General features: G+C 73.7%; 14 protein-coding genes. 9 read left to right on the top strand and 5 right to left on the bottom strand.

Going from position 1 to position 12,958, the window contains the following annotated elements:
* Positions 1 to 56: 56 nt before the first annotated feature.
* Together ACFU7Z_RS24490 and ACFU7Z_RS24485 are read right to left on the bottom strand one after the other, a co-directional pair.
* Positions 57 to 404 carry a hypothetical protein gene (locus ACFU7Z_RS24490; RefSeq protein ID WP_049651406.1) on the bottom strand — a complete coding sequence of 116 codons (348 nt, stop codon included), beginning with the start codon at positions 402 to 404 and terminating at the stop codon, positions 57 to 59.
* Positions 405 to 531: 127 nt separating this feature from the next.
* Positions 532 to 1,017, bottom strand: coding sequence for a nitroreductase family deazaflavin-dependent oxidoreductase (locus ACFU7Z_RS24485; protein ID WP_380779624.1), 486 nt, complete (start codon positions 1,015 to 1,017; stop codon positions 532 to 534).
* Positions 1,018 to 1,163: 146 nt separating this feature from the next.
* On the opposite strand from ACFU7Z_RS24485, the gene ACFU7Z_RS24480 reads away from it, so the two are divergent.
* Positions 1,164 to 1,847: a TetR/AcrR family transcriptional regulator gene (locus ACFU7Z_RS24480; protein WP_375877559.1), complete on the top strand. Its 684-nt coding sequence runs from the start codon at positions 1,164 to 1,166 to the stop codon at positions 1,845 to 1,847.
* 94 nt (positions 1,848 to 1,941) lie between these two features.
* Here ACFU7Z_RS24480 and ACFU7Z_RS24475 read toward each other — a convergent pair whose 3' ends face one another.
* Together ACFU7Z_RS24475 and ACFU7Z_RS24470 are read right to left on the bottom strand one after the other, a co-directional pair.
* Positions 1,942 to 3,174, bottom strand: a complete 1,233-nt coding sequence (locus ACFU7Z_RS24475; RefSeq protein WP_380779621.1) for an RNA polymerase sigma factor — start codon at positions 3,172 to 3,174, stop codon at positions 1,942 to 1,944.
* Positions 3,171 to 3,542, bottom strand: coding sequence for a YciI family protein (locus ACFU7Z_RS24470; protein ID WP_049651409.1), 372 nt, complete (start codon positions 3,540 to 3,542; stop codon positions 3,171 to 3,173). The genes ACFU7Z_RS24475 and ACFU7Z_RS24470 overlap by 4 nt, the downstream gene beginning before the upstream one ends.
* A 295-nt stretch (positions 3,543 to 3,837) precedes the next feature.
* Here ACFU7Z_RS24470 and ACFU7Z_RS24465 point away from each other — a divergent pair, with 295 nt between their 5' ends.
* Entirely contained in the window at positions 3,838 to 4,740 is a 903-nt protein-coding gene (locus tag ACFU7Z_RS24465) for a UTP--glucose-1-phosphate uridylyltransferase (RefSeq protein WP_049651410.1), read from the top strand.
* Between the two features lie 79 nt (positions 4,741 to 4,819).
* Here the strand turns inward: ACFU7Z_RS24465 and ACFU7Z_RS24460 are convergent, their stop codons facing one another.
* Positions 4,820 to 6,049 (bottom strand): FAD-dependent monooxygenase, encoded by a 1,230-nt coding sequence (locus ACFU7Z_RS24460; protein WP_380779619.1) that lies wholly within the window; start codon positions 6,047 to 6,049, stop codon positions 4,820 to 4,822.
* Between the two features lie 168 nt (positions 6,050 to 6,217).
* Between ACFU7Z_RS24460 and ACFU7Z_RS24455 the strand changes: the two genes are divergently transcribed.
* The 7 genes from ACFU7Z_RS24455 (at position 6,218) to ACFU7Z_RS24425 (ending at position 12,907) form a co-directional block, all read left to right on the top strand.
* Positions 6,218 to 7,243, top strand: a complete 1,026-nt coding sequence (locus ACFU7Z_RS24455) for a hypothetical protein (protein ID WP_380779617.1) — start codon at positions 6,218 to 6,220, stop codon at positions 7,241 to 7,243.
* A gap of 226 nt (positions 7,244 to 7,469) precedes the next feature.
* Positions 7,470 to 7,805, top strand: a complete 336-nt coding sequence (locus ACFU7Z_RS24450) for a hypothetical protein (RefSeq protein ID WP_074005969.1) — start codon at positions 7,470 to 7,472, stop codon at positions 7,803 to 7,805.
* Between the two features lie 168 nt (positions 7,806 to 7,973).
* Positions 7,974 to 9,551 carry a peptidoglycan-binding protein gene (locus tag ACFU7Z_RS24445; protein WP_375877564.1) on the top strand — a complete coding sequence of 526 codons (1,578 nt, stop codon included), beginning with the start codon at positions 7,974 to 7,976 and terminating at the stop codon, positions 9,549 to 9,551.
* Between the two features lie 5 nt (positions 9,552 to 9,556).
* Positions 9,557 to 10,036, top strand: coding sequence for a protease inhibitor I42 family protein (locus ACFU7Z_RS24440; RefSeq protein ID WP_380779615.1), 480 nt, complete (start codon positions 9,557 to 9,559; stop codon positions 10,034 to 10,036).
* Positions 10,033 to 10,428, top strand: a complete 396-nt coding sequence (locus ACFU7Z_RS24435) for a hypothetical protein (protein ID WP_049651416.1) — start codon at positions 10,033 to 10,035, stop codon at positions 10,426 to 10,428. Before ACFU7Z_RS24440 ends, ACFU7Z_RS24435 begins: the two co-directional genes overlap by 4 nt.
* 167 nt (positions 10,429 to 10,595) lie before the next feature.
* On the top strand, positions 10,596 to 11,450 hold the full coding sequence (locus ACFU7Z_RS24430) for a glycerophosphodiester phosphodiesterase (RefSeq protein ID WP_380779613.1): 855 nt from the start codon (positions 10,596 to 10,598) through the stop codon (positions 11,448 to 11,450).
* On the top strand, positions 11,447 to 12,907 hold the full coding sequence (locus ACFU7Z_RS24425; protein WP_380779611.1) for an MFS transporter: 1,461 nt from the start codon (positions 11,447 to 11,449) through the stop codon (positions 12,905 to 12,907). Before ACFU7Z_RS24430 ends, ACFU7Z_RS24425 begins: the two co-directional genes overlap by 4 nt.
* The last annotated feature ends 51 nt before the right edge of the window (positions 12,908 to 12,958 follow it).

Below are 12,958 nucleotides of genomic sequence, written 5' to 3'. Positions count from 1 at the left end.
TGCGCGGGCGGGGTGTCACAGGGCGGGCAGCGGGGTGTCCAGGCGGGAGCGGGACCTCAGGCGGGGCCCTCGCCGTGGATCAGGCGGAGGTTCGGCATACCGGGGAACGGCGGGGTGTGCTCCGCCTCCCGCTCGGCGTTCAGGTCGGCCAGCATCCGGACGCCCCTCGCCCGGAACTCGGCCTTGCGCTCCTCGTCGGCCTCCTCCTCGCCCGGGTAGAGGACGATGTGGACGGCCCCCTCCTCGCCGTCCCAGGTGTAGCTGCGGTACGGCGGGATCTCGATCCCGTCGATCGTCTCGATCCCGTCGACGATCTCGTATCCGTCGATCGTCATGATCTCGTCGGTCTTCTCGGGTTCGTCGGCCTTCTCGGGTTCGTCCGTCGCTTCGGGCTCGTCCCTCATGGGGAACCTCCGGTGGTTGTCCTCGGCTGGTCTGCCGCCGTGGACAACGATTCGGGAGCAAGAAGGGCCCGGTGACTCACCGTAGTTCCTCCCTTCCGGTACGAACGCCCCCGTCCGGCAGGGGTGTTCAGCTGCCCGTGATGCGGAAGACCGGGTAGCCGGGGGCGACCCGGAGCAGGTCCTCGGCCGGGGCGTCCGGGCCGATCCCCTCGAAGAACGGGGCGACCTGCCAGTTCCAGCGGCGCAGGTAGGCGCGGAGCACCTCGGGCTTGTCGGCGTCCGGGAGTTCGGTGGCACCGAAGGCCTCGGTGCGGCGGCCGACCCGGAGTTCGCCGGTGCCGGCCGCCCGGAGGTTGCGGACCCACTGGGTGTGGCCGCGCGGTGCGACCAGGTAGCGCTCGCCCTCGTGGGTGAGGATGTTGACGGGGGTGGTGCGCCACTCGCCGCTCGTGCGGCCGCGGACGGCCAGCACCCGGGAGCCCCAGAGGCTGACCCCGGCCTTGGCGAAGGCGGCGACCATGCCGTTGAGCAGCTTGCCGGCGGCGATGCCCAGGCGGGTGGTGGGCGCCTGGAGGCGGGTGGTGGAGCTGGGCAGGTGCTCGGCGCGGGACATCGCGACTCCTCGGTTCCGTGAATACCGCTTCTCTTCGAGAGCACTGCTCTCGCTTCGACTCCTTCAGCATGGCACCGGCGGACGAAAGAAACAAGAGCAGTGCTCTCGCTTGTGTGCGGCGCTCCGAAATGTGGCAGTCTGTCCCCATGCCAGCGATCCGGACCGCCCGCGAACGGGCCCGCGAGGAACTCACCCGCGAGATCAAGCAGGAGGCCCGCCGCCAACTCGCCTCGGTGGGCGCCCAGCAGCTGTCGCTGCGCGCCGTCGCCCGCGAGCTGGGCATGGCCTCCTCCGCGCTGTACCGCTACTTCGCCAGCCGCGACGAGCTGCTGACCGCACTGATCATCGACGCCTACAACGAACTCGGCGCGGCCGCGGAGGGCGCCCTCGCCGCCGCCGGGGCGGCCGCGCCGCGCGAGCGCTGGCGGGCGCTGTGGACGGCCACCCGCGACTGGGCCCGGGCCAACCCGCACGAGTTCTCGCTGCTCTACGGCACCCCGGTGCCGGGCTACGCGGCGCCCCGCACCACCGTCCAACCCGCCACCCGGCTGCCGTTCGCCCTGATCGGCGTGGTCCGCGACGCCAGGCTGCGGCCCACCCAGCCCGTCCCGCCGCCGCGCGGCGCGCTGGCCGGGCAACTGACCCGGATCGTCACGGAGTTCGGCCTCGACCTGCCGCCGCACGTCCTCGCCCGGACCATCGGCGCCTGGGTGCAGCTGGTCGGCCTGATCGGCTTCGAGCTCCACGGCCAGCTGGTCGGCTCGTTGGACCCGGCGGACGACTTCTTCGCCTGGACCACCGAGCAGACGGCCGACGCGATAGGGCTCTGACCCGGGCCCCGGGCCCCGCGAAGCGGCACGACCGGGCGGCCCGACCGGACGCGGCTCAGCAGGCCCGATCAGCAGACCCGATCAGCGGGCCGGCTCAACCGGCCGGCCGCACCCGGCCCGCCCGGGTCTCCAGGTACCGGCGCTCCGCGAGGCTCGCGGTGGCCCGGGCGGCGCGCCGGTAGTGCTCGTACGCCCCCGCCGTGTCGCCGGTCCGCTCCAGCAGATGCGCCCGGACGGAGAGCAGCCGGTGGTGGCCGGCCATCCGGGCGTCCGCGTCCAGCGCGGCGAGGAGTGCCAGGCCGGCCTCCGGGCCCTCGGTCTCGGCGAGGGCGATCGCCCGGTTGAGGGTGACCATCGGGTTGGGTGCGATCCGTTCCAGGATCAGGTACAGGGCGTGCACCTGCCGCCAGTCGGTATCCTCGGCGCGGGCCGCGTCGGCGTGGGTGGCGGCGATCGCGGCCTGGAGCCGGTACGGGCCGAGCTCCGGTCCGGCCAGCGCCGCCTTGACCAGCGCCGTTCCCTCCCCGATCAGGTCGCGGTCCCACCGGGTGCGGTCCTGTTCGGCCAGCGGGACCAGGTCGCCGGTGGCCGTCGTCCGGGTCGCGCGGCGGGCGTGGGTCAGCAGCATCAGCGCGAGCAGCCCGGCGACCTCGCCGTCCTCGGGCAACTTCGCGCGCACCGCCCGGGTCAGCCGGATCGCCTCGCGGGCGAGGTCGAGGCGGTGCAACTCGCCGCCGGAGGTGGCGGTGTAGCCCTCGTTGAAGATCAGGTAGAGCACGTGCAGGACCACCCGCAGCCGCTCCTCGCGCTCCTCCGCCGACAGCGCCCGCCCGGGCTGCTCGAACGAGCCGCCGGCGGCCCTGATCCGCTGCTTGGCCCGGCTGATCCGGGCCGCCATCGTCGCCTCCGGCACCAGGAACGCGCGGGCGATCTCGGCCGTGGTCAGTCCGCCGACCGCCCGCAGCGTCAGGGCGGTCCGGGACGCCGCGGTCAGCGCCGGGTGGCAGCACAGGAACAGCAGGAGCAACGTGTCGTCGGTGTCCGGCACCTCCTCCGGGACCACCTCGGCGGCCGCCGTCGCCCACTCCCGCTCGCGCCGCGCGCGGTCGCCGCGCAGCTGGTCGATCAGCCGCCGCGAGGCGACCGTCACCAGCCAGCCGCGCGGGTTGTCCGGCACCCCCTCGGACGGCCACTGCACGGTGGCGGCGAGGACGGCCTCCTGCACCGCGTCCTCGCACCCCTCGAAGCGGCCGTACCGTCGTACCAACGCGCCGAGGACCTGCGGCGTGAGCCCACGCAGCAGGTCCTCGAAGTCCGGTTCCGTCATGCCTCCAAGTGTCCGTCGGAGAACATCACCTGCCGCACCTCGACGCCCAGCCCCTCGATCGCGGCGTCCGGGATGCGGCCGGCCAGTTCGACCGCGCGCTCCTTGTCCTCGCAGTCGACCAGGTAGAAGCCGCCCAGGAACTCCTTGGCCTCCAGGAACGGTCCGTCGGTCACCACAGGCTGCCCGTTGCGGACGGTCACCACGGCGGCCTGCGACGGATCGACCAGCGCCTGGGTGAGGACCAGCTCGCCGGACTCCCTGAGCTCCTCGATGAACCGGCCGTGCCCGGCGCCGATCGCCCCCTTCTCCTCGTCGGTCAGCGCGTCCAGCACGGCCGGGTTCAGGTGCAGGCTGATCAGGAACTTCATCTCGTCCTCCTCGGGTTCGCGGGCCCCGGCGGGGCCGCCCTCGACCGGTGGTCGGAGCGGGCGACGCCGTCTTGACGTCCCCCGGCGGACAAATCTCCCACGAATCCCCTCGCACCTCCCGCGCCCCACCGGTCACCGGCCGCCCGCGGGCGGCGGGCGCAGCCGGACGGCCGCCGGGGGTCCAACTTCCGTACGGCAGCCGTCCACTCAACGTGCCGCCGGTCCTTGATAGCGTCGGCCGTGACGCCGCGTCACCAAGGCGTCGCACCACCGACGAAACGAGAGAGCGTCTCACATGGCCCCCAGGACGATCCGCCGAGCCGTCATCCCCGCCGCCGGGCTCGGCTCCCGCCTCCTGCCGCTGACCAAGGCCACGCCGAAGGAGATGCTGCCGGTCGGCGACAAGCCGGTGATCGAGCACACCGTGCGCGAGCTGGTCGAGAGCGGCATCACCGACATCACCATCGTCGTGAACGGCGACAAGGGGCTGATCCAGGAGCACTTCCGCCCCAACCCCGTCCTGGTCGAGCAGCTGCGCCGGGACGGCAAGGAGGCCTTCGCGGCGGCGGTCGAGGAGGTCGGCGAGCTGTCCCGCAAGGGCCACATCAGCTACCTCTACCAGCACGGCCCGTACGGCAACGGCACCCCGGTGCTCAACGCCGCCCGCCACTTCGGGGACGAGCCCTGCCTGGTGCTCTGGCCCGACGACGTCTTCGTGGCGGAGGTCCCCCGCGCGCAGCAGCTGATCAGGGCGTACGAGCAGACCAACGCGCCGGTGCTCGCGCTGATGCCGATGGCACCCGAGGACTCCTACCGGTACGGCGTGCCGGTGGTGAAGGAGGACCTCGGCGGGGGCTCGCTGCGGATCAGCGGCCTGGTCGAGAAGCCGAAGCCGGCCGACGCGCCCTCCTCGTACGCGGCGATCGGCGGCTACGTCATCACCCCGGGCATCGTCGACGAGCTGCGCGAACTGACCCTCCGCTGGCACGAGAAGCCCGAGGACGAGGTCTACCTGACCGACGCCATCAACGCCTACGCGGCCCGGCGCGCGGTCTACGGGCAGGTCATCGCCGGCACCTGGTACGACACCGGCAACCCCGCCGCCTACCTGCGCGCCCAGTTCGCGGCCGCGCTCGCCAACCCGGAGTACGGGCCCGAGCTGCGCCGGCTCGCCGCGGAGCTCTCCCCCGCCTTGTAGGACGGGCGCCCGGACGGCCCGTGGCGGGACGGGCCGTCGGGGCGGATCGTCGGGGCGGCGAAACCGGCGGTCGGGGCGGTCAGTACGCGGGCAGGTCGAAGTCGAGGGCCGCCCGGAAGGCCGCCTCCAGCTCCGGACCGGGCCCTTCGAGGTTCGCGATGCTGTCGACCCGGGCCCGCCGGTCGCCGGTCAGTTCGAGGATCGCCTGGTTGGCGGCCACGTGGTCGCGCAGCCGCCGCTCGTAGGCGGGGTAGGCCGTGCGGTGGTCGCCGTCGGCCGCGTGCAGCTCGCCCGCCAGGACGTAGGCGGCGGTCAGGGCCACGCTGGTGCCCTGACCGGTGAACGGGGAGCAGCAGTAGCCCGCGTCGCCGAGCAGCACGACCCGGTCCTTGGACCAGCGCTCCATCCGGATCTGGGCGACGACGTCGTAGTGGAAGGCGTCGGTCTCCTCCAGCGCCCGGAGGAAGCGCGGCACCTCCCAGCGCGCGTGGGCGGAGCGCTCGGCCACCAGCCGCCGCTGCCGGGCGGGGTCGCGCGGGAGCATCCGGTCGAGCGGCTCCTCGGTGTCGAGGCCGACGAAGACCCGCAGTTCGCTGTTGTCGCGGACGGTCATCGCCATGCAGAACCAGTTCTGGTCGTCGCCGAGCCGGTGGACGACCTCCCAGCGGTCCAGGCCCAGGTGGTTGGGCACGCTCCAGCCGGCGAGGTAGGTGCCGATGGGGTGCAGGTAGTCCGCTTCGGGGCCGAAGACGAGGCGGCGGGTGTTCGAGTGCAGGCCGTCGGCGCCGACGACCAGGTCGAAGGCCTGCTCGGTGCCGCCGCGGAACCGGACCTCGACGCCCTCCCGGTGCTGCACCAGGGTGTCGATCGAGTCGCCGAAGCGGTACTCGACGCCGGGCCCGGCGGTTCCGGCGCCCCCGACGCCCGCGTCCGCCGCGGCGATCAGCCCGGCGAGTTCGTCGCGCAGGATCTCCACGTCCGGGCCGTCGACCGGCCCGCCGGTGGCCGTCCACTCGGTGGTGCGGCGCAGCTCGCGGCCGTCCGCGTCGACCACGGACATCCCGCGCAGGCCGGTTCGACGGGCCCGGATCTCCTCCAGCAGCCCCATCCGCTCGACCACCGTCAGGGCGGTGCCGCGGACGTCCACGGCCTGCCCGCCGCCGCGCAGCGAGGGGGCCCGCTCCACGACGGTGACGCGGAAGCCGTACCGGTTCAGCCAGTACGCGAGGGCGGTGCCGGCGATCCCGGCGCCGGAGACCAGGACGGAGGTGGTGCGCGGGCCGGAGCCCGGCCAAGTGCTGTTCGACATGGTGTTCCTCCCATGGATTGCTCTGTCTCAACACCACTGTGCGGTCCGCCACTTGCAGGACGCGGACACCGCGCTGTCACCGTCGGCGGGACACCGGCACGGCGCTGACAGCACGGCGCCGGGGACCCTGCTCCCGGGCGCCACCGGCCACTCTCTAGGGTCGACCCCATGCCGAGAACCACACCCCCGCGCCCGCTCGACGTCGAGGCGCTCTTCCCCGAACTGGCGCATCACCGGGGCACCACCACCCGGCTCCATCCGCGCCCCGGACGGCCGGACGCCTCGGCGAGCTCCGTCGGCGGCCCGCTGCTGTGGCCCGCGGACGAGCCCTGGCCCGTCTGCACCGACCCCCACCCGCACGCCCGCGGCCGGCGCCCGGCGGACGTCCACCGTTCCCGGGAGGTCCTGGCCGCCGCCTGGAACCGCGAGCAGGACCCCGGACCGACGGACGCGGAACGGCAGCTGCTCAAGGAGCTCGACCGCCGCCACCGCGTCGAAGGCCCGGCCGCGGACGGCCCGTTGCCGCTGGTCGGCCTCGCGCAGTTCTACCGGCGGGACGTCCCCGACCTGCCGCCCGGGCCGGACGGCTGCGACCTGCTCCAGGTGTTCTGGTGCCCCTTCGACGCCCACGGCCCGGGCCGCTGGGAGATGCTGCTCGACCTGCGCTGGCGCCGTTCGTGGGAGGTCGCCGAGGTGCTGGCCACGCCCCCTCGACCGGAGGTCGTCGGCTTCGACGGGTACCTGCCCGAGCCGTGCGTGCTGCATCCCGAGCAGGTGCCCACCTACCCGTTCGCCGGCCTCCTCCCGGAGGACCTGTGCGCCCGCGTCCGCGCCTGGGAGGAGGCCCGGGAGGCTGCGGCCGAGGAGCGCGGGGAGGACGACCCGCCGCTCTACCAGTACGACCTGTCCATCCCACCCGGCTGGCGCGTCGGCGGCTTCGCCTCCTGGCACAGCACCGACCCGGCCCCGATGGACTGCCACGACTGCGCGACCCCGATGCGGCTGCTGCTGACCGTCGACAGCTCGGAGTGGGACGGCGGCAGCGGCAGTTGGCGGCCGCTGGAGGACGAGGCCTCGGCGGACGGCCACGGCGTCGTCATGCCGACCGAGGTCACCGTCGGCCGCTGGGGCCTGCTCAACGTCTTCGCCTGCCCCGCCGACCCCCGCCACCCGCACCGCTGGAGCATCCAGTAGCCGGGGCCGCCGCCCCGCCCGCGGCAGGGTGACGTCCGCGGCGCGGCGCCCGGTGACCGCGGACGGAGCGTCCGTCGCCCGCCGTCACCGGGTTCCGGACGGTGTGTCATGAATTCGCAACAGCCCTCCCACCAGGCGCGATACGAATTGCCCGGGCACCGGAGGGCCCGTAGGGTGCTCGAACGCCGTCGCGTGGACGGCTCGGGGGACGCACGAGGGGTGAACCATGGCGCAGGGGTCGGGGTACGCGATCCAGGCCGGCGGGGCCGAGGGGCAGGCGAAGGCGCTGGACAAGGCGTCCGGGGACGAGGGGACGATCGGAACGGCGATCAGCGACCCGGTCTGCTACAGCGCGGACGTGTTCGGGGGCGAGGACGTCGACCCGGCGTACCGCAACTTCAGCAGCGCCTGGCAGGCGGAGACCGCGACGATCAAGAGCGCGCTGAGCGAGCTGGCCGGCAAGGTGCGGGGCTCCTCGAACGGCTACCAGTCGGCCGACGGCAGCGTGGTGAAGGATCTCGCCTCCGCCTCGCGCAGCGGCGACTACCGGCCCTTCGGCTGAGGCGGGGCCGGCGCGCGCCGGACACCGGAGCGGACGGCGGCTGACGAGCTGACGTCCGCAAGCCGATGAGCAGCCGTCGAGCGGCCGATGGGCAGCCGGCGGAGGACCGCCGGGCAGCGGCGGGGAACGACACCACGGGCAACGGGTACAGGGGGCGAACGGGCCGTCATGGCAGGCGAATCCACCACGCAGCGCTGCAAGGCGCTGACCGACCGGCTGAAGGACGTCCGCGGGGCGGACAACAAGAACGATCTGATCTCCGCGATCAAGGGCGCGCTGGCGGTCCACGCGCCGGTCGGGGACCCGGGCACCATCGAGGCCACCGGCAACCGCTACAAGACCGCGGCCGCCGACTCGACCCAGCTCCACCAGGAGGTCCTGGCCGTCGCCACCTCCGGGCTGCCGGACGTCTGGACCGGTTCGACGGGCGCGAAGGCCGCCGAGGTGGTGGCCGCCGCCGCCCGCGCCGTCGACCAGCAGACCACCGCGCTCTACAACGGCGGGACGGCCCTGCTCGGCCTCGCGGACGCGCTGCGCTCCGCCCAGGGCCAGGACGGCGCCGCGCGGTCCGCGCTCCAGCAGGTGCTGAGCGAACTGGGCGGCGAGCAGGGCTGGTTCGACGAGTGGTTCGAGGACGACGAGGACGAGGCGGCGCGCAAGAAGGCGCAGCAGGCCGCCGTGCCCCAGGTCGACGCGATGCTGAGCGCCGCCAAACACGCCGACGAGGCGGCCCGGGCGGCGGCCCGCGACCTGAACAAGCTGGCCTCCGAGGCCCGGGCGGGGAAGATGAAGACCAACGCCGTCACCGCCGCCGACAAGCTGGTGCTGGCCGAGACCTCCGGTCCGGACGGCCCGACCGAGCTGAACGAGCTGCTGACCGCCAACGACATGAAGCGGTCCGGCGAGTACCTGGACAAGATGAACGACAAGGACCGGGCGGACTTCGAGAAGCTGCTCGCCGACTCCAAGTCCCCGCAGGAGCGCGCCTATCTGATGAAGGCGCTGGCGGCCGGCCACTCCATGGACGAGATCCGCGCCTTCCAGGGCAAGATCCACGGCAAGGACCCGGAGTGGCTCCGGACGCACCTGACGCCCGTCTACACCGAGGACGGGGACACCAGCAGCGGCGGGCAGCAGGAGAACGGCTCCAACCGGAACACGGACCAGGTGACCTTCGACGGCGCCAACTGGAAGCAGGCGGACACCGAGGGCACCTGCGTCGCCTCCTCCACCGTCACCGCCCGGGCGATGGTCGACCCGCTCTACGCGCTGGACCTGACCGGCGGCCCGTCCGGCCAGGAGGACGACCCGGCGGCCTTCCAGCAGCGGCTGCTGGCCGAGCAGCACCGGGTGCACCAGGAGGGCGACGGCGGCGCGAACTGGGACGGCATGGGGGCGGACGGCAAGGAGAAGGTGTTGGAGAAGGAGGTCAGCCCGCACACCGGCGCCGACTTCGACTACAAGCCGATGCCGGACAGCAACGCCCGGCGCGAGCTGCTGCCCGACATCGAGAAGGCGGTCGCCGACGGCAAGCCGGTGCCGGTCGGGGTCGAGGGCTACGACAAGGACGGCAAGCGGTCGGGCCACGCGATGATGATCGTCGGCCAGGAGGGCAACATGCTGCAGATCTACAACCCGTGGGGCACCACCACCTGGGTCAGCGAGGACGACTTCGTCAACGGCCGGATGGCCGGGGCCTCGGACGACCGGCTGCCCACCGCCTACGCCGTCCACCTGCCGAAGTGACGGGCGTGGCAAGGGTGTTCACGGCGGCGTCGGCGCGGAGGCCGACCCGCGGGCCGCTGCGGTCGGTGGCGCTGGCGGCCGTCCTGGCGGCCGGGCTGACGGCCTGCGGGCAGGACGCGCCGTCCGGTCCGGACCGCGGCCGGGTGCTCGGCGCGGAGGAGCGCTCGGTCAGCCTCGCCGTCGGCGAGCGCTTCACGATCGCCGTCCGGGACAACTCCTCGGTCGGCGACCGCTGGAGCGTCGCGGCCCCGCAGCCGGACGCCGCGGTCGCGGCCCTGGTCGCGGAGAAGCTCGACCTCCCCGCGGAGTCGAAGACCTCGGACGGCGTCGGCGGCACCCGCTTCTACACCTTCGAGGCCAAGGGCCGCGGGACCACCGCCGTCACCCTCCTCAACTGCTTCCGCAGCTACTGCAACCTCCCCGCACCCAGCGAAGAGAACAGGAACATGGTCGTGCGCAACACCTACCCGGTGACGGTCCGATGAGCCCCGACGACCGCTTCCGCCCCAGGACCGACGAGGAGCTGCGGCAGCTCGACGTGTCCGCCATGCTCCGCTACGGCCTGGCCTTCGCCGGTCCGCACCGGGCCGCGCTGTTCGGCGAGGGCGCCGTCGCGGCGGCGCTGGCCGCCGACGCGCTGGGGGTGCTCCCCCGGTCGCTCGCCTTCCTCGCCGAGGTGGTGCGCAGCGGCGGCGCCCGCTACGCCGCGGACCTCACCGAGCCGCTGCCGGGGGCGGAGCCGGCCCGGCTCGCCCGCGACTGGCTGGGCTCGGCGGCCACCACCGTCACCAGCGTCGACGGCGACCAGCTGCTCGCCCGGTGGCTGGACGCCGTCGCGGAGATCCTGGGCATGCGCCGGGACGTCCGGGGGGCCTGACGGGGCCCGGCGGGAGGACCTGACGGGGGCCTGACCGGGGATCCGGCCGGGGCCCGGCGGCGCGTTACTGCTTGACAGGGTGCGTCATACTGTAACGCGCTGGTACGCCCGCGGATCCCGACCCCGTCGGAGCCGTCGGGCCCTCCCCCCGCAGCTCGGAGCACCGCATGCACCCCTTCCTCGACCACCCCGGGCCGCTCGCCTTCGCCCACCGGGGCGGTGACCTCGGGCGCCCCGAGAACTCGCTCGCCGCCTTCGAGGCCGCCGTCGCGCTCGGGTACCGCTACCTGGAGACAGACGTGCACGCGACCGCCGACGGTGTGCTGGTCGCCTTCCACGACACGCACCTCGACCGGGTCACCGACCGCGCCGGGGCGGTGGCGGAGCTGCCCTGGGAGAGCGTCAGGCGGGCCCGGATCGGCGGGACCGAGCCGGTGCCGCTGCTGGAGGACCTGCTCGGCGCGTTCCCCGGGGCCCGTTTCAACATCGACGTCAAGGCGGCGCCGGCCGTCGGGCCGCTGGTCGAGGCGATCCGCCGGACCGACGCCTGGGACCGGGTCTGCGTCGGCGGCTTCTCCGACAGCCGGCTGGCCGCCGTCCGCGCCGCCGCCGGACCCCGGCTGGCGACCTCGCTCGGCCCGCGCGAGGTGGCCCGGCTGCGGCTGCGCTCGCTGGCCGAATCGTTCCTGCCCGGGCGCGCCTCCACACGGTCCGGAGCGCCGTCCGAAGCCCCGTCCGGGGCACCGTCCGGGCCGCCGTTCGCCGGGCTGTGCGCGCAGGTGCCGGAGCGTCACCGGGGCGTCCGGGTGGTCGACCGGGCCTTCGTCCGCACCGCCCACCGGCTCGGCCTCCAGGTGCACGTCTGGACTGTGGACGATCCCACACGGATCAGGGCTCTCCTGGACCTGGGTGTGGATGGCATCATGGCCGATCGCATCGACGTCCTGCGGGACGTCCTCGGCGAGCGCGGCTGCTGGACGGACGGCAGTACCGGCTCCAGCACGGTGATGGGAACCCCATGAGCACCACGAACTCGGCGACGCACCTGCCGGACGACCCACCGACCGACCCCAGTGCCGACCCGGCCGCCGACACCGACGCACGCTCCCTGCGCCGGATGCAGTTCGGCTGGTACATCAACGACTGGGCCAACGCCGCCTTCTCGGCCACCGTCCTGACGGTGTTCCTCGGCCCGTACCTGACCACCGTCGCCAAGGACGCCGCCGACGCGGCCGGCAACGTCCACCCGCTCGGCCTGACGATCCGCGCAGGATCGTTCTTCCCGTACACGGTCTCCTTCTCCGTGCTGCTCTCGGTCGCGGTGATGCTGCTGACCGGCACCGTCGCCGACCGCACCGGGCGGCACAAGGAGCTGATGTGCGGCTTCGCGTACGTCGGCTCGCTCGCCACGATGGGGATGTTCTTCCTCGGCGGCGACCGCTACCTGCTCGGCGGCGGGCTGCTGGTGGTCGCCAACATCGCGTACGCGGTCTCGGTCGCGCTGTCCTACGCCTACCTGCCCGGCCTCGCCTCCCCCGACGAGCGCGACAAGGTCTCCTCCAAGGGCTGGGCCTACGGCTACGCGGGCGGCGGACTGCTGCTGATCGCCAACCTGGCGCTGTTCCAAGGCCACGACGCGTTCGGCCTGGACTCCGGCACCGCCGTACGGATCTGCCTCGCCTCGGCCGGCCTGTGGTGGGCGCTGTTCACCATCGTCCCGATGCTGCGGCTGCCCTCCCGGGCCGGTGTGGCCCCCACCACCCCCACCGCCCCCGCCGCCCCCACGGACACCACGGCCACCGCGCCAGGCAAGCCCGGAAAACCCGGCAAGCCCGCCGCCGGCAGCCTGCGCGAACTCGGCCGCACCCTGCGCCGGATGCGCGAGCACCCGCTCACCCTGCTCTACCTCGCGGCCTTCCTCTGCTACAACGACGGCATCCAGACCGTCGTCTCCCAGGCCTCGCTCTACGGCAGCGAGGAACTCGGCATGGAGCAGACCTCGCTGGTCACCGCCGTGCTGCTGGTCCAGGTCGTGGCGATCGGCGGCGCCCTGCTGCTCGGCCGGATCGCCCACCGGTACGGCGCCAAGCGGACCATCCTCGGCTCCCTGGTCGGCTGGGTCGTCACCCTGGCCCTCGGCTACTTCATGCCCGCCCACCAGCCCGCCTGGTTCTACGCCCTGGCCTGCATGATCGGCCTGGTGCTCGGCGGCAGCCAGGCGCTCTCCCGCTCCCTCTTCTCCCACCTCATACCGCCGGGCCGGGAGGCCGAGTACTTCAGCTTCTACAAGGTCAGCGACCGCGGCACCAGCTGGATGGGCCCGCTCGTCTTCGGCCTTGCCTACCAGCTCACCGGCAGCTACCGCTCGGCGATCATCTCGCTGCTGGTCTTCTTCGTCATCGGCTTCGCCGTCCTGCTCAAGGTCCCGGTCCGCCGCGCCATCGAGGCCGTCGGCAACCCGGTCCCCGAGCGCCTCTGACCGCTCGCACGACGGACCGGGCCCGGCCGCTCCCCCGCTCAGGCGGGAGGG

Origin of the sequence: Kitasatospora sp. NPDC057518, from assembly GCF_042802075.1 — a bacterium.
In the GTDB taxonomy this organism is placed as follows: domain Bacteria; phylum Actinomycetota; class Actinomycetes; order Streptomycetales; family Streptomycetaceae; genus Kitasatospora.
The sequence above is the reverse complement of the archived record's forward strand: the minus strand, read 5'-3'. Positions and strand labels throughout refer to the sequence as shown.